The sequence below is a fragment of the Kitasatospora sp. NPDC042419 genome (genome assembly GCF_056437345.1).
This window is the reverse complement of the sequence record NZ_JBWKAW010000017.1, coordinates 141,634-157,950: the sequence shown is the minus strand read 5'-3', so window position 1 is coordinate 157,950 and position 16,317 is coordinate 141,634. Positions and strand designations below refer to the sequence as shown.

Genomic DNA, 16,317 nt, shown 5'->3' with positions numbered 1-16,317 from the left:
CGCCGCTCCGGAGCCGCGCCGCTCCGGAGCGGACCGTCACTCCGCCAGTCGCTCCCGGAGCCCCGCGAGGACGGACGCCGCCTCGTCGAGGCCGTGCCGCCGGCAGCGGTCGACGGCGTCGGCGAGCCGGGCCCGGGCCGCACCGGTGCGCCCGAGGTCGGTGCCCTCGATCAGGGCGGCCAGCCGGACGGCCTCGGCACGCGGGGTCTCGGCCTCCTCGCCGCCCTCCTCGTACCCGGTGATCGCCGCCTCCGCGACGGCGAGCGCCTCCTCGTAGCGGCCGGCCACCGCGTAGACCCGGGCCCGCTCGTAGTCGCCGGCGGCGCGCGGGTACCAGGTCTCCTGCTCCGGGTCCTCTCGTTCGACCCGCTCGCGGACGGAGTCCGCCTCGGCCAGCCGGGCGAGGGCCGCGTCCACGCCGTCCGAGCCCCGGGTCTGCACGGAAAGCCGGGCGAACTGCCGCAGCATGGCGGACACCTGGGCCGGCTGGGGCCACTGCTCGTGCGCGGCGAGGGCGCGCTCGCGGGCGGCGTCCGCGGCCTCCCAGCGGTCGGCGTGGGCGAGCGCGAGGGCGGCCTCGGCGGCCACCATGGTGCGCAGGTGGAGGTCCTCCTCCCAGCCGTCGAGGACGGCGGCCAGTCGCAGGTACTCCTCGGCGGCGTCCCGGTACTCGTCCAGCGCGTACAGGCCTCGGGCGAGGTCCAGCCGGGCCTGGGCGAGCAGCCGCTCGTCCAGCGCGTCGGCGGAACGGTCGAGCAGCACCGACTCCAGGACGGCGACCGCGTCGGCCGTCCGGTCGGCGCCGGTCAGCTGGTCGGCGAGCTGGAGCCGGACCTGGGCCGCTTCCTGGGCGGCGGACGGGCCCTCGCGGTCGAACCGGGCGGCGGCCTCGGAGAGCGCCCGGACGGCGGCGCCGGTGTCGCCGAGGTGGGCGCTCGCGTGGCCGGCCATCAGGTACGTCGCCGCGAACGGGTAGGACTCGTCGGCCCAGCGGGCGGCCGCCGCGAGGGACCGGTGGAGCACCTCGACGGCCTCGGCCGGCTCGCCGTCCTGCAGCAGCACCTGGCCGAGCAGCCCGTACGGCCGCGGGGTGTGCCATGGCTGCCCGGCCTCCTCCAACTCGGCGATGACGGATCGGAGTTCACCGGCGGCTTCGGCGAGCAGGCCCTTGCGCGCGGCGACGTCGGCGGCGTACTGGCGGGCGACGGCCAGGCGGCGGACCGAGCCCCGGGCGGCGCTCGCCTCCCGGTAGGCGGTGACGGCGGCGTCGAAGCGCTCGGCCGTCGCGGCGGGCGCCTCGGGCAGGGCCCGGACCAGGGCCTGGTGGGCGGCGAAGGCCCGGCACTGGAGGACGACCAGGTAGTCGTCGTCCTCGATGGCCGGGCCGCCGGGGGCGGCGAGCAGCTCCCCGGCCCGGGCGAGCGCGGCGTCGAGGGCCGGCCAGTCGGGCGCAGCACCGGCGGCTGCGGCCGCAGCGGCCGCGCCGTCCGCGCCGTCCGGGTATGCCCCGGTCCGGTCCGCCCCCTCGCCATCGCCCTCGCCGGCGCCTTCGCCCTCGTCCGCAGCCCTGGCCGCGCCCTCATCGGCGTCGGCGTCCGCGCCCTCATCACCGTCCGCGTCCGCGTCGGCGTCCGTGTCGGCGGCGAGTTCGGCGACCAGCGCGCGGGTGCGCACCGCGAGGGCGCGGCCGACGAGGCCCTCCTCCTCGAAGAGCTCGCCGGCGGCCAGCAGCCCGGCGGCGCCCGCCGCCCACTCCTCCCGGTCGAGCGCGTCGTGCGCCCGCCGTTCGGCGAGCTCGGCACGCAGCCTCCCGGCCGTGCCGGCCCCGGTGCCCTCGGTGTGCGTGTGGCCGTCGGCGGAGAACCGCTCGTCGACGCGGCGCCAGAGCCGGTCGGCGTCCGGGTGGCCGATCAGCTGCAGTTCACGCGCGCGGGCCACCAGGGCCGCGAAGTCCTCCGGCTCCGCCTCGGTCTCCCGGGCGGGCACCGCGGGGAGGGCCGGGGCGGCGGCCAGCTCGGGCGCGGCGGCGGCGCGCACGCCCAGGGCGAGCGGCTCCGCGAGCAGCGGCCGGCGCTCCAGACGGGTGCGGCGGCGGTCGCCGACCGCGTCGGTGCCGTTGCGGGCGTCGAAGCGGGCGGCCAGCGCGTCGCCCTCGGCCCGCAGGTGGGCGAGGAGCGAGTCGACCGTCCAGCTCGCACCGGGCGGACCGCTGACGGCGAGGCCGCCGTGGCCGGCCCGGGCAAGGCCCGCGATCAGGACCTCGACGGCGGTGAGGAAGTCGAGCCGGGCGCCCGGGTCGCCGGTGACGCCGAACAGGTCGCGGTTCTCGGCGAGGATCTCCAGGCCGCGCGGCTCGTTGCCGGAGAGCGCGCAGAACTCCAGGTGCAGGCCGACGGCGCGGGCCATGCCGGTCTTGCCGCGGGCGAAGCGGTAGCCGACCAGGTGGCTGGAGCGGGCGTCGTCCAGCCGGCCCTGGCGCAGCAGCGGCAGCAGCGCGTGGGCGTGGCTGGTCCAGGGCTCCTCGGCGCAGGTGCTCTCGCCGCCCAGCACCGGGCGCCAGGCCTCCAGGGCGCGCTCGTCGTCGCCGGCCCGCAGGTGGTGGACGGCGCGCGAGCGGATCTCGCAGGCCTGGCAGTCGCTCAGCTCGGTGCGCGGCCGGGCGGCCCACAGCTCGTAGGCGTCCTGGACGGATTCACCGGTGTGCGCGGCGAGGTGGAACCGCTGCGCGTAGTACGGCTGGAGGCCGTGCCCGGCGGCGCGGTAGCGGTCGCGCATCTCCTGGTGCCAGCGGCGGAGCGCGGCCAGCGGGACGTCGGGGGTGCCGAGCAGCGCGTTGGCGACCCACTTGAACCGCCAGAAGACCTGCTGGGACGCCCACTCGCCGAAGCCGTCCGGGTCGGTGTCCCAGAGCTTGAGCACGCGGGCGAAGACGACCGGGGACTTGCTCCGCTCGCCGTCGTAGGTGTAGGCCTCCATCAGTTCCAGGAGCGCCATCGAGCGCACCCCGGTGTCGTCGAACTGCTCGGCGGCGTCGACGAGTTCCTCTGCGGTGACGGTCCGCTGCCGCCCGTACGGGCGGGCGTCGTTCTCGCGCAGCGCGGCCGTCACCGCGTCGACGGTGTCCAGCATCACGCCTCCTTCTGGTCGTCGCGCGGGCCGGTCCCGCGGCCGGCGGCCTCGTGGCCGAACATGGCGTGGTCGAGCAGGCTGATGAACGAGCGGTTGAGCAGGGCGCTCTCGCTGGAGGTCAGCGGCCTGCGGGTGAGCAGCACGGCCTGCCCGTACAGCGTTTCGACGGCGGTGACGGCGAGTTCGCGGTCGGCGATGCCGGCCGCCCGCCGCACCAGCGGGTTGAGGTGGTTGAGCACCAGCTGGGCCCGGGGTACCTCGGCGCGCAGCGAGCCGAGGATGTCGGCCCACAACCCGTCGGCTTCTTCGGCGAGTTGGGCGCGGCTTCGCTCGTGCCGGGCCTCCCGGTTGTCGAGCAGCAGGGCCGGTGCGCTGGTCGGGTGGAAGCTGCGCAGGGCGACGTCGCAGTCGAACCGGCCGACCACCTCGCGGGCGATGGTGAGGAACGCGGAGGCGGCGAGTTCGGCGGCCGGGTCGACGGTGTCGAGGTGGGCGGTGACGGTGCCCGGGTCGAGGTCGGCCACGGACGTGCCGGGGCGGATCTCGGGCAGCCGGTGGACGAGGTCGCGGTCGTAGGTGTAGCCGCCGTTGACGACGCCGAGCCCGGCGGCGCCGGCGATCGGGGCGACCTGGCGGAACTCCTCCACGGTGCGGGTGACCAGGACGACCGGGTGGGCACGGACGAACTCGTCCAGGGTGACGTTGCCGTCGGTGGTCTCGAACGGCAGCCAGGGCAGCAGCATCCGGAGCAACTCGTCGTCGTAGCGCGCGAGTTCCTTGACGGCCAGGTGGTGCACCGAGATGAACCGGTGGAGCAGCGCCGGGTCCCCGGCGGAGAGCCCGGTGAGCCAGTCGCGGATCCGCGTGCCGAGCGCGTCGCGGACGGCGGCGAGCGTCTCGTCGGCGTACAGGCCCTCGCGGGAGGCGGTGGGCCGCAGGCCGTCGGTGTCGACCACGCAGCGGACGAAGAACGCCCAGTCGGGCAGGAGTTCGTCGGCGTGGTCGGAGAGCAGCATGCCCTTGAGGTGGACCCGGTGGCCGGCCCGGCGGGACGGCGGGACGGCGTCGGGCAGCACGTAGGCGACACCGCGCAGGCCGACCAGCGGCAGGTCCAGCTCGATGGTGTCGAGCGGGGTGAAGTCGAAGGTCGTGCGGCAGTACGCGGCCAGCGCCTCGCGGCGGGCCAGCGGGGAGCCGTGCCGGTCGGCCCAGGGCGGGGTGTGGTTGACGCGGGTGGCGTCGCCGCGGCCGTCGACCACGGTGACCTCGTGGCGCAGCAGGCTGCCGAAGTCCCGGGCGAGCGAGAGCACGCGGTCGGCGCGGGTCCACTCGGCGGCGTCGGCGCGCGGGGTGAGCCGGACGGTCGTGCCGGGCTCGGGCTTGGCGTCCGAGGGCAGGGTGCGGATGGTGTAGCGGCCGTCGGAGCCGCCGCGCCACTCGATGACGGGCGCGTCGGGCGTGGCGGCGGAGCGGGTGACGACGGTGATCTCGTCGGCGACCACGAAGCAGGCGAGCAGGCCGATGCCGAACTGGCCGATGAAGTCGCCGCGGGCGCGGGCGAGTCCGGCGCCGTCGAGGCGTCCGTCGGCGTCGCGCTTGGAGCTGCGGCCGATGGTGGCGAGGAAGGTGTGGACGTCCTGCTCGGTGAGGCCGATGCCGGTGTCGGTGACGGTGAGCGCGGTGTCGGCGTGGACGGTGATGGCGGCGGGCGCGGCCGGGTCGAGGGCCTGGCGGGCGGAGATCGCGTCGACCGCGTTCTGCAGCAGCTCGCGCAGGTAGACCCGGGGGCTGGAGTAGAGGTGGTGGGAGAGCAGGTCGACCAGGCCGCGCAGGTCGACCTGGAAGGTGTGCGCGCTCGTCGGGTTCTCGGATGGGGACACCGGGGGCTCTTTCGATCGCAGGCGTGATGGGGTTCGTGGTGCGCGCGGGCCCGGTGGGGCGCGGCGGCGGTGAGTCGGAGCGGGGCGGATCAGGGCGGGGCGCGGCGGCGGCGGGTCGGGGCGGGATGCCCCGGAGGACGCCGGCGGGCGCTGCGGTCAGTGGGCGCAGCGGCCAGTGGGAGCAGCGGTCAGTGGGCGCAGCGGTCGCGGTGGAGACGGAAGTTCTCGGCCTGGTCGCCGCCCAGGTAGCACCACGGCCAGTCGGTGACGACGTCCTCCAGGGTGCGGAACACGGCGTGCGCGAGCGCCCGCTCGTCGGCGAGGGAGAGGACCATGGCGAAGGTGTTGTGGGCGGCCCGCCAGTCGCGGCCCGGCCGGTAGGCGGGGTGCAGCACGGAGCGGTGGACCGCCTCGCGCAGGGAGGCGCGGACCGCGGGGCCGGTCAGGTAGGCGTGGTCCTCGCCGTCCGGGAGGTCCAGCCAGTGCTCCAGGTGGGCGAGGGCGACGAGTTCGCCGAGCGGGCTGCCCTCGGGGGCGGCCAGCATCGAGGCGCGGGCGAAGGCGTGCATCTCCTCGTGCGAGCCGCCCCACTTGGCGCAGAGCTGCTGGAGGCGCTGCTGGTGCGAGGCCAGGTGGGCGGGGTCGCGGCGCAGCGCGGCCTCGAAGCGGGCGGTCGCGACCGCCGGGCCGAGCGAGGCGCCGCGGGCGCCGATCTGCAGGAAGTACCAGGGCGCCAGCCACTCCGGTTCGCGTTCGGCGACCTCGAACAGCTGCTCCTCGGCGACGTCCAGCCGCTCGTGGAAGAGCTGCCACTGCTCGTCGGTGACGTGCTTGGCGCGCTGACCGGTGCGGGCCTCCCAGGCCCAGGAGATGTGCCGGGCGCCGGAGAGCAGCAGCGGCAGCGGCTCGTCCGGGTGCTCCGCGACGACCTTGCCGATCCACTCCTCGACGCCCTCGACGTCGGCGACCTCGGCGAGCAGCCAGGTCAGTTCGGCCTGGTCCCCGACGACGGCGAGGGCCGGTCCGAGCGCGGTCCAGTCCCCGGCGGCGGCGAGGTCGCGCAGCCGGCGCAGCCCCTCGTCCCCGTGGGCGGGGTCGAGGACGGGGACGGCGCCGCGCGCCGCCTTCCGGCCGAAGCCGAACGCCCGGCGACCCCCCTGGCCCGCCGGGGCGTCATCGCCGGTTCGGCGTCGGAAAAAGGACATGGTGCGGCCCCCCTGAGACCTCGTCGGCCCGTCGTCGTCTGCATCGTTCGGGTGACCCGTGAGGCCATCCAGGACCCACTGGATATCACGCGCCGCCGACACCCCGTCGGCCAGCCCGGCCTCCGCGGGAACGGCCGGCGGCGGGCGGACCGGCGACGCGCCGAACGGGCAACACGCCGGGGGTGGTTGAACCGGATCGGACACGAACCTACAGTGGCGCCACCCCGCCGCCTCCCGTCACCGGGGCGCCACCGACCGTGACGGCCCCTCGCGCGGGCCGGTGCCCCCGACCGGGCGGACGGCTCCCCCAGCACCGCGAAGAGGCTGCCATGACGATGCTCCTGGTCCACGGCTCCTACAAGATCATCGGATCCGAGCCGGACGGCGACACCGTCCGCTTCGTCCCGGTCGACCCGAAGGCCTGGGACCGGCTCCCCGGCTGTCCGGTCAAACACAGCACCGCCACCGGGGAGACCAGGCTGCGGCTCGACGCCGTGGACGCCCTGGAGACCCACTACGACCGGACCGGTCCCGTGGTCAGCCAGCCGCACGAGTTCGCCCACGCGGCCCGGGACACGCTGCTCGCCTTCCTCGGCTTCAGCAACATCCAGCGCGAAGGCGAGAAGGTCATCGCCGCCACCCCCGCCACCACGCCCGGCTGGATCGCCACCATCGGCGCCGACAGCCTCGGCCGCTGCGTCGCCCTGATCGGCATCGGCACCCCGCCCGGCGCCGACGGCAGCCAGGTCCAGGTGGACGTCCCGCTGCTGCGGACCACCGCCAACCACGACCTGCTCACCAAGGGCCTGGCCTACCCCACCTTCTACAGCAAGCTCTTCCCGGACCTCCGCGCCGAACTGACCACCGTCGCCCACCAGGCCCGCACCGACAAGAAGGGGCTGTGGCGGGACGACGTCACCACCTCCGCCACCGGCGCGGTCATCCCCGACATGGCGGCGCTCACCCGCCTGGTGCTGCTCCCCAAGCTGTTCCGGCGGCTGGTCGACCACTTCAACCTGGTCGGGGAGTCGCTGACCTGCCTCCCCGCCTTCCTGGCCGGCGCCCAGGACCAGGTCAAGATCCTCCCGGCCGACCGGACCGAGATGAGCCTCAAGCCGCTGGTCCAGCTCATCGGCGACGACGCCGTACGGATGACCGTCGACGTCGAGGACCTGGTCTTCACCGAGGGCTGAGCCGCCCTCGGCCCCGTCCGGGCCCGGGCGCAGGTGCGCCGGGCCCGGACGGGGCGGGAGGGGGTGGGGCGGGCCGGACCCGGGGTGGGGCGCGGAGGGTCGGGGCGGACGGGGCGGACGGGGTAGAAGGGGTGAACGGGGTGGGCAGGGCTGACGAGGCAGACGGGGCGGGTGCCCGGCGGCGGTGCCGCCACAGGGCGAAACGAACACCCTTGCGCCCAGCGGATTCTCATCCCCGGCCCGCGCACCGGCCCGCCGTCCGGCGCGAGCACCCGGACCCCTTCGGCCGCACCGTTCGTGCGTGTGCACCGCCGCCCGACCCCCTCCCAGGCGACGCCGCACGGCGGAAGCTCCGGGCCCCCACGGCCATTGACGAGTACGCGGAAAGCGTCGTTAGGATGTCGGCCACCCGGACGACGGCCCCCTGCGGACCACCCCCGGGCGAGGATCACCGTTCCGTCCGCATGCGGGTTGGAGGGGGCCATGCTGCCGATCGACACGGCCGGGCGGCCGGAGTACCCGCCCGCCTTACGCGGCGACACGGCCGACGAACTCGGCGGCCGCACCGTCCCGGACCCCTACCGCGCGCTGGAGGACTCCTCCGCCGCCGACACCGCCACCTGGTCGGCCGGCCAACGGGAGCTCTTCCACCGCCTGCGCGACGGCTGGTCGGCGGTGGCACCGTTCCGCACGGCGATGGAACGGCTGACCGCCTTCGAGCACCTGACATCACCTCAACCCACGGCCGAGCTCGCCTTCTTCACCGCTCGCGGCCCGGACGACGAGCACCCCGCACTGGCCGTCGCGGACCGGTCCGGCGCCCGCCGAGTGCTCTTCGACCCGCAGCGGCACGATCCCACCGGCCGTACGGCACTGGGTGGTTGGACACCGGATCCGAGCGGCCGACTGGTCGCCTACCAGACCACCGAGGGCGGGTCCGAGGAGTACGACCTGCACGTGCTCGACGTGGCCACCGGCCGCACGGTGGACGGTCCGATCGGCGGATGCCCGTACGGAAGCGTCGCCTGGCTGCCCGGCCACGACGCCTTCTACTACACCCGGACCGGCCCGGACGGCGGCGCCCGGCTCCACCTGCACCGGCTCGGGACGGACCCGGCGGACGATCCGGAACTCTTCGGCGCCGGGCCCGAGTCCGACCCCATGGCCGGACCGGACGGCGAACCGGCGGCAGCGGACGAGCCCGCCGGGGACGAATCAGCCGGGGACGACGAACCGGCCGCCGGGGCCGCCGAGCTGGACGTCGTGCTCGGCGCCGACGGCCGCCACCTGGTGGTGGTCACCGCCGACGGGCTCTCCGGCGGCAACCGGATCCTGCTCGCCGACCTCCACCGAGACCCCTACGACAAACCGGAGTTCGCCCCACTGGCCGCCACCCAAGGCGGCTGGACCTCGCCGTGGCCGGCGACCGACGGCGCGCTCTACCTGCTCACCGACCTGGACGCGGACCGCGGCCGGATCCTGGTGACCGACCCACGGGCCCCGGCCGCGCAGCCGCGCACCCTGGTCCCGGAGGACGACCGCGAGGTACTGGAGTCGTTCGCCGTCCTCGACGACCCGGCGCTGCCCGCCCCGCTGCTCCTGGTGCTCCGCTCCGCCGGCGGGCGCGGCCGGATCACCAGGCACGACCTGCGCACCGGCGCACCACTGGGCGAGGTCCGGCTTCCCGGCGCCGGCGTGGTCACCGATCTGACGTTCCGCCAGGGCGGCCACGAGGCCTGGTTCACCTACTCGGACCCCACCACGCCGGAGACCGTCCACCGCTACGACGCCCGCCGGGACACCGCCGGGGCCTGGCTCGCACCCGCCGCCACCGGACCGACCAGCACCACCGAACCGACCGCCGTCACCGGCACCCCGGGCCCCCTGGCGTCGCCGGTCCCCGGGGTCCTGGTCCCCGGGGTCCCGGCCCCCGGGATCCTGGTGTCCGAGACGACGTGCACCTCCGCCGACGGCACACCGGTGCGGCTGCTGCTGACCCGGCCCGCCGACCGCCCGGACGGCCCGCTGCCCACGATCCTCCAGGGCTACGGCGCCTTCGGCGAACCGCAGGTCGCGGACTACTACGCGGCCGCGCTCGCCTGGGCCTCCCGGGGAGGCCAGTTCGCCGTCGCGGCGGTGCGCGGCGGCGGCGAGGAGGGCGAGGAGTGGCACCGCGCCGGCATGCGGGAGCACAAGCAGCGCGGCATCGACGACTTCCTCGCCGCCGCACGGCACTTGCACGACCAGGGCCTCTGTCCACCGGACGGGCTCGGCGCGTTCGGCCAGAGCGCCGGCGGCCTCCTGGTCGGCGCGGCGCTGACCCAGCGCCCGGACCTGTTCGCCGCCGTGGCCGCCACCGCTGCCCTGCTCGACATGGCCCGCTACGAGCTGACCGGCTACGGCCCGTACTGGACCGACGAGTTCGGCAGCCGCGGGGACCCGGAGGAACTGGGCTGGCTGCTCGGCTACTCGCCGTACCACCACGTGGTGCCGGGCACCGCCTACCCGGCGGTGCTCCTGACGGCGTTCGAGGACGACGCCCGGGTCGACCCGCTGCACGCCCGGAAGATGTGCGCCGCGCTGCAGCACGCGACCGCCTCGGCACGCCCGGTGCTGCTCCGTCAAGAGGCCGGCGTCGGCCACGGCGCCCGCGCGCGCAGCGGACGGCTCGCCTATTTCGCCGATGTGCTGGCATTCCAAGCCGAATACCTGGGACTTTCCGTTCAACTCGGCGACACTCAAAAGATCTCACCGTAAAACCGGTCCGACATCTTGTCCGGGAACTTGCGCTGTGAATAGCATGGAGTCAGACCCGAGGGGGGGAGGTGATTCTGATGATCAAGAAGTCCACCAAGCGCTACAGCAGCGCCGCCAGCACCGCCAAGGGCTGAGAATGAACGCGGCGGGGCTCCCACCAGCGGTGCCCCGCCGCCTTTCCTGATCTCCCGCCCGTTCCGGCCGTGATTCCCGTCGAGGAAACCCTCCGGGAATCTTCGGCCACATCATCCGAAGAATTCCGACGATCATCCTCCGAGGGGTATTCGTGGCACGTCCGGCGCTCAAGACGAGCATCCCCTACTTCGTTTCCGACGGGTCCGTGCACTTCCGGATGGGCGGCGACCTGACCTCACTGGAGGACACCGACGGGCGCGTGCTCCGACTCCTCCAACTCCTCGACGGCAGCCGCGACTTCGACGCCGTCCACCGCGACCTGAGCGCCGGGTACCCCGACGTCACCCCCGAGGACGTCCGCGACGCCGTCCGCGACCTCGACGAGACCGGGCTGGTCCAGGACGCCACCGACCAGGGCGAGGACTTCGACGCCGCCGCCCGTGAGCGCTGGTCCAACAACCTCGGCTTCTTCGAGACCTACGCCTCGCTGGAGACCTCCAAGTACGAGTTCCAGCGCCGCATCCGGGACGCCCGGGTCGCCGTCCTCGGCGTCGGCGGCATCGGCTCGCACACCCTGATCGACCTGGTCGCGATCGGCTTCACCGACATCCGGATCGTCGACTTCGACAAGATCGAGGTCTCCAACTTCAACCGCCAGATCATCTACGGCGAGCCGGACGTCGGCCGCACCAAGGTGCACGTCGCCGCCGAGCGGGCCCGCCGGCTCAACAGCGGGGTGCGGATCGACGCGGTCGAGGCCAAGCTGATGTCCGCCGACGACGTCTACGCCGTGGTGCACGACCGCGACATCGTGATCGCCGTCGTCGACCGCCCCAAGGTGCACGTCGCCCACTGGCTCAACGAGGGCTGCGTCCGCGCCGGCACCACGCTCATCGGCGGCGGCGTCGACACCCAGCGGGCCATCCACTACACGATGGTGCCCGGCGTCAGCGGGTGCGTCGAGTGCTGGTACGGCCAGGTCCGGCGCGAGGACGAGACCTCGCGGATGGTGCTGGACGTCCTCGACGACATCGACCGCGAAGGAAGCGCCTACGGCGAGGACACCGCCGCCTTCAACGGCCTCGTGGTGGTCGCCGCCGCCCACATGGTCTCCGAGATGGTCCGGCTGGCGTCCCGGGTCTGCGAACCGCTCTCGGTGGGGCGGCTGCTGGAGCAGACCTTCCACAACCCGCGGGTGCGCCAGGCCGAGACCTGGAAGCGCGACCCCGACTGCGCGGTCTGCCGCGACGCCCGGCCCTCGGCCACGAGCGCCTGGCTGGCCCGCGACGACCGGGAGCTCCCCTTCTGAACCCGTCAGCCCCGATCACCGACCGGCCGGAAACCTGGCGGGAATGCCGTACCGACGGCACCCGCCGGGCTTTCGGCACGCCCGCCCGCGGGCCTTTCCGCATTTCCCCCGCCCGCCGCTGCCATCGATCTTTGCTCCGCACCTTTCCCGGCTCCTTCCCCGGATCTCCTCCTCGATCTCCTCCACCCGTTTCCATCATCCGCTTCCGTCATCCGTTTCCATCATCCGTTTCCTCGATCATTCCCTTCCTCACCCCGAAGATCCGCACCTCGAAAAGCACACGGGAGAACGCTGGTGTCCACCGAACCGCTGACCGAGAACCACCCCGTCGCGAACTCGGCGGACCTCCGGCTGCGCACCGCATTCCTGGTCTCCAGCGTCGGCGACTGGATCTACCGGCTGGCCATTCCGGTCCTGGTCCTGAAAATCACCGGATCGGCCACCTCCACCGCCCTCGCCTACGCCATCGAGTTCATCCCCTACATCGTGATCGGGCTGGTCGCCGGCGTCATCGCGGACCGCTTCGACCGGCGCCGGGTGATGATCCTCTGCGACCTCACCTCGGCGGTCCTGGCCCTCGCCGTCACCGCGCTCGCCCTGCTCGACGACCCGCCGCTGGCCGCCATCTACCTGTGCGCCTTCCTGCTCGCGTGCGTCCGCCCGTTCTACTTCCCCGCGTTCCAGGGCTTCCTGGTCGACGTGGTGCCCGAGCAGCGGCTCGCCCGGGTCAACTCCTGGACCCAGACGGTGGACAGCGCACTCGGCTTCATCGGCCCGGTCGCCGGCATCGCCTTCGTCGCGGCCCTCGGCGTCTCGCTCTCCGCCCTGGTCAACGCGGTCTCCTTCGGCGCCTCCGCACTGCTGATCGCCGCCATCGCCTACACCCGCCCACGCGCCGCGGAACCGACCACCGCCAACGGCATCGCCAAGGACTTCGCCGGCGGACTGCGGTCGCTCTGGACAATGAAGGCGGTGATGTGGGGCACGGTGCTGATGGCGCTCTCCAACCTGGCCGCGTGGACCATCGAGGGCAGCCTCTTCTTCCTGATCCTGGAGGTCGAGGACATGCCGAAGGTCGTGCTCGGCCTGGTCTTCGGCGCCCAGGGCCTCGGCGCGGTGGTCGGCGGCGTGCTCGCGCCGCGTCTGACCGACCGCTACCGACTCGGCGTGCTGCTGGCGTTCGGCATGGGGCTGTCCGGGGCGACGATGGTCCTGCCGGTGCTGGTACCCACCTGGTGGGCCGTGATGATCGCCTGGGGAGTGGAGGGCATCGCCACCTCGGTGGTGATCGTCAGCTGGTTCACGGCCCGTCAGAAGGTGGTGCCCTCCGAGGTGATCGGCCGTGTCGTGTCGGTCAGCCGGGCCGCCGCGTACGCGACCATCCCGCTCGGCGCGGTGCTGGGCGGCTGGCTCGTCTCCGGGTCCTCCCCCACCCGTACGCTCTTCCTGTGCGCCGCCGCGGTGCAGGCGGTAGTGTTCCTCGGCACCGCGCTCTCCCCGGTGGTGCGCATCGACTCCGGTTCGGACGCCGGCTCCGGGCCGGACGCCGGCTCCGGGCCGGACGCCGGCTCCGGGCCGGGCACCGACTCCGGGCCCGGGCGCGCCCCGCAGGACACGGTCGGCACGGCCGAGGCGGGATAGCGCGGCCCCGAACACGGCTACGGACACCGCGGAACCGAGCGACACCGGAGGGCACACCATGGGGACGACGGCGAAGGGACAGCTCGCCCTGCGCTACCTCGCGGTCAACGGCGAACACCCGATGACCGAGGCCGACGACGCCTACGTCGACCGCCACTTCGCCCCGCTGGAGGCGCTCTGCGCCCGCCACGGCGAGGACCCGGACACCGTCCGCGGCCACATGCTCGCCGAGCGCCTCCCGCTGCCCGCCTACCTGCGCTCCGACGGCACCGAGATGGTCGCCCCCGACCTCCTCGAACTCGTCGACGAGGCAGGCGGGTTGGCGAAGCTGCCGGACTGGTTCCGCGGGCACTGGGACGACCCGGAGGCCGGTGCGAGCGAGTACGAGTCCTACCTCAGCGGCCAGAACGTCTGCCTGCACCGGCTCCACCCGGTCACCATGCGCCGCAAGGAGGAGCTGGTCGGGGCGATCACCGAGGCGCTCCGGGCCCCCGCCCCCGACTCCCCCGCCTGGCTGACCGGCCTGCACGCCATGGTCGACGAACTCGACGCCCTCGAACCGCCGTTCGCCCCCTACGACCGCCTCCGCTTCGACGGCCCCGTCTCCCGCGACACCTGCATCGACGCCGTCCGCCGGGACCACCCCCGGAGCTGAGCGCCCGCTCCCCGGCCGCACCCCCACAGGGTCACGATCGGCCGATTCCCGCCCTGCTCCACGGCGACGGGGCGCTGTACCTCCGGTGAGCGGTGGGCCGGGGGCGCACGCCGCCGCCCCCGGCGGGCGGCGGGGGCCGGGCCGGGGGCGGCGGTAGCGGGCGCGGGCGCGGGCGCTCGTGTCAGACGCGGTCGGCGGCGATCAGGACGTACTGGAAGGAGCCGTCCCGGTACGAGTTGATGAACGCCTCCTCGATGCCCGTGACCAGCGAGGACGCGGTGGCCCGCAGCTCCCAGTAGGGCAGCGTCGCCGGGGTCAGGTCGATGACGGCGGACGGCACCAGCCGGTTGTCGGCCATCGCGCGGAGGTACTCGCGGCGGGAGTGGATGTTGCACTCGAAGTGCGCGTTGATCTGCGACACGTACTTCGACGGCTGGCCGTAGATGGGGTTCCAGCAGCCCGTGATGGTCACGTACCGGCCGCCCACGGACAGGATGCGGGAGTGCTCGGCGAAGAGGTCGTGCAGGTCGACGTACATGCTGGACTCGTTGTTCCAGGACGCGCGGACCGAGCCGGTGTCGAACGGGGTGGCGAGCATGTTGCAGACGCGGGCGCGGACCGAGTCCTCGATGCCCAGCTCCTTGGCGCGCCGGTTGCCGAAGTCGGCCTGCTTGGCGGAGAGCGTGACGCCCTCGACCTTGGCGCCGAAGCGCTGGTGGGCCATCACCATGGAGCCGCCGCGGCCGCAGCCGGCGTCGACGAGCGTGTGGCCGGCGTTGATGTCGCCGAGGTTGTCCAGGAGCACGCCGGTCTGTGCGGACTCCAGCCGGTGCAGCTCGGCGATGACCTTCTTCTCGCGCTCGCTGTCGCCGGGCTCGCCCAGTGCGGAGTGGTCGACGTCGCCGATGCCGTAGTGGTGGTGGTAGAGGCCGTCGACGTCGCCGAGGCGCAGGTTGACGGGCCGTGCCTCATGGTCCCAGTAGCGGGCGATGTCGCCCTGGTAGGGGGTGGCCGGCCCGGGGACGGTGGCGGCGCCGTTCAGGGGGGTGGTGATGTCGGTCGTGGTCATCGGTCAGCTCCTTGCTTACCAGAAATCAGGCAGGCTGTAGCGGTAGGTGTTGGTCTGGTGCCAGTTGTGGTTGCCGTCGACCCATACGGCGACGCCGCGCAGGAAGCGCACCACGGTCGGCACGGGGCAGGCGGCGGCCAGCGCCGCCGCCTCCGCCTCGAAGGCGTGCATGAGCTCGTTGTGGACCTCGACGGCCTTCAGGTAGGCGTCGCGTTCGGAGGTGCCCTCGCGTTCGGCGATCACCACGGGCAGGTTGAGGTGCCGGCCGGGGCTGGCGAGCTCCTTGGTGTAGGAGTACAGGTCGTTGACGATCGTGGTGGCGTTGGAGGCCAGCGCGATGACCCGTTGCATGGCGGGCTGGGCGTGGAGGTCCGCGGGCAGCTCGTAGCCGCCGACGGTGTCCGTGATGGTGGGGCAGGGACGGAAGTTGTTGAACTGGCGCATGGCCAGGTACTCCCACACCTCGGGGACGTACTCGGTCTCGGACCAGGCCGCCTCGGCGAGGTACCCGAGGTGCAGGCGGGCCATGTCGTGCCGGAACCGGTCCGACTGGGCGGGGGTGGCCGTGGCGGTGAAGTAGTCCATCGCGGAGCGGTACGCGCGCCGCGGGGCGTCCGCGCCGAGCGACTCCTCCCAGTCCGGCCCGTACGCCTGCGTGGTGTGCAGCGGGTCGAGCGCGGTGTGGGCGAGCAGGAGGCGCCCGCCGAGGCCGACCGGCGAGCCGCCGTGGTCCTCGCAGTAGCAGTCGTCGACGGCGTTCTCGGCGGCCATCAGCCGGGTCGCGATCATCAGGTGGTCGACGGTCGGGGCGTCGGGATGGCAGGTGACCATGTAGCGGCCGAGCGTGAAGCCGTCGAACTGGTCCTCCCACTCCGGCGGGTAGAGCTGGACCTCGTCCTCCGCCCAGGCCTTGATCCTGCGGCTGACCTCCTCCACCCGCGCGGGGTCGGGCTCGGCCACCGGGTGCCAGTACAGGCCCGGAATGGGGTCGCCCGCCTTGGGGGGACCGGCGTCCGCCGGACGCCCGTCCGCCGCCGGATCCGGTGCTTCGGCGGGCACGCCGGGCCCGGCCGGTCCACCAGGTGTGCCGGGCACACCGGGCACGCCGACCGGTGCATCGGGCGACTCCCCGCGCGGCGCCACGTACAGGCCTGCCGTGCCGAGGCCGCTGGGACCGCGGAGGATCCGGTCCAGGGCAGGGGAGCTCACGACCGCACCGCTTCCGCTTGCACGTTCTCCGGCACGCCTCGTGCGGCCGCGGTGAGACCGGCCTGCGGGCGCTGCGGCGCCCGCGATGGCTCCGGCCTGGTGCCCAGGGGCATGGGGGAGTCTCCCTCCGAGAAG

Annotated in this window: 10 protein-coding genes; 5 read left to right on the top strand and 5 right to left on the bottom strand. The window is 74.1% G+C overall.

Annotated features, from left to right (window positions below; all coding sequences use genetic code 11):
• Positions 1-36: 36 nt before the first annotated feature.
• The 3 genes from AC067J_RS27800 to AC067J_RS27790 form a co-directional block, all read right to left on the bottom strand.
• The gene (locus AC067J_RS27800; RefSeq protein ID WP_478303679.1) at positions 37-3,129 is read right to left on the bottom strand and encodes a hypothetical protein; all 3,093 of its coding nucleotides are present in this window, start codon (positions 3,127-3,129) and stop codon (positions 37-39) included.
• Positions 3,129-5,009, bottom strand: coding sequence for an HSP90 family protein (locus AC067J_RS27795; RefSeq protein ID WP_478303677.1), 1,881 nt, complete (start codon positions 5,007-5,009; stop codon positions 3,129-3,131). Before AC067J_RS27795 ends, AC067J_RS27800 begins: the two co-directional genes overlap by 1 nt.
• A gap of 188 nt (positions 5,010-5,197) precedes the next feature.
• Positions 5,198-6,214, bottom strand: coding sequence for a hypothetical protein (locus tag AC067J_RS27790; protein ID WP_478303675.1), 1,017 nt, complete (start codon positions 6,212-6,214; stop codon positions 5,198-5,200).
• Positions 6,215-6,543: 329 nt separating this feature from the next.
• Between AC067J_RS27790 and AC067J_RS27785 the strand changes: the two genes are divergently transcribed.
• The 5 genes from AC067J_RS27785 (at position 6,544) to AC067J_RS27765 (ending at position 13,904) form a co-directional block, all read left to right on the top strand.
• Entirely contained in the window at positions 6,544-7,407 is an 864-nt protein-coding gene (locus tag AC067J_RS27785; protein WP_478303673.1) for a thermonuclease family protein, read from the top strand.
• Between the two features lie 483 nt (positions 7,408-7,890).
• Positions 7,891-10,164, top strand: a complete 2,274-nt coding sequence (locus AC067J_RS27780; protein ID WP_478303671.1) for a prolyl oligopeptidase family serine peptidase — start codon at positions 7,891-7,893, stop codon at positions 10,162-10,164.
• 286 nt (positions 10,165-10,450) lie between these two features.
• Positions 10,451-11,608: a HesA/MoeB/ThiF family protein gene (locus AC067J_RS27775; RefSeq protein ID WP_478303669.1), complete on the top strand. Its 1,158-nt coding sequence runs from the start codon at positions 10,451-10,453 to the stop codon at positions 11,606-11,608.
• A 294-nt stretch (positions 11,609-11,902) separates the two neighbouring features.
• Positions 11,903-13,249, top strand: a complete 1,347-nt coding sequence (locus tag AC067J_RS27770; protein ID WP_478303667.1) for an MFS transporter — start codon at positions 11,903-11,905, stop codon at positions 13,247-13,249.
• Between the two features lie 58 nt (positions 13,250-13,307).
• Positions 13,308-13,904 (top strand): DUF6058 family natural product biosynthesis protein, encoded by a 597-nt coding sequence (locus AC067J_RS27765; RefSeq protein WP_478303665.1) that lies wholly within the window; start codon positions 13,308-13,310, stop codon positions 13,902-13,904.
• A 181-nt stretch (positions 13,905-14,085) separates the two neighbouring features.
• Here the strand turns inward: AC067J_RS27765 and AC067J_RS27760 are convergent, their stop codons facing one another.
• On the bottom strand, positions 14,086-14,973 hold the full coding sequence (locus AC067J_RS27760) for a geranyl diphosphate 2-C-methyltransferase (RefSeq protein ID WP_478303663.1): 888 nt from the start codon (positions 14,971-14,973) through the stop codon (positions 14,086-14,088).
• A gap of 15 nt (positions 14,974-14,988) precedes the next feature.
• Positions 14,989-16,182 carry a family 2 encapsulin nanocompartment cargo protein terpene cyclase gene (locus AC067J_RS27755; RefSeq protein WP_478303661.1) on the bottom strand — a complete coding sequence of 398 codons (1,194 nt, stop codon included), beginning with the start codon at positions 16,180-16,182 and terminating at the stop codon, positions 14,989-14,991.
• Between the last annotated feature and the right edge of the window lie 135 nt (positions 16,183-16,317).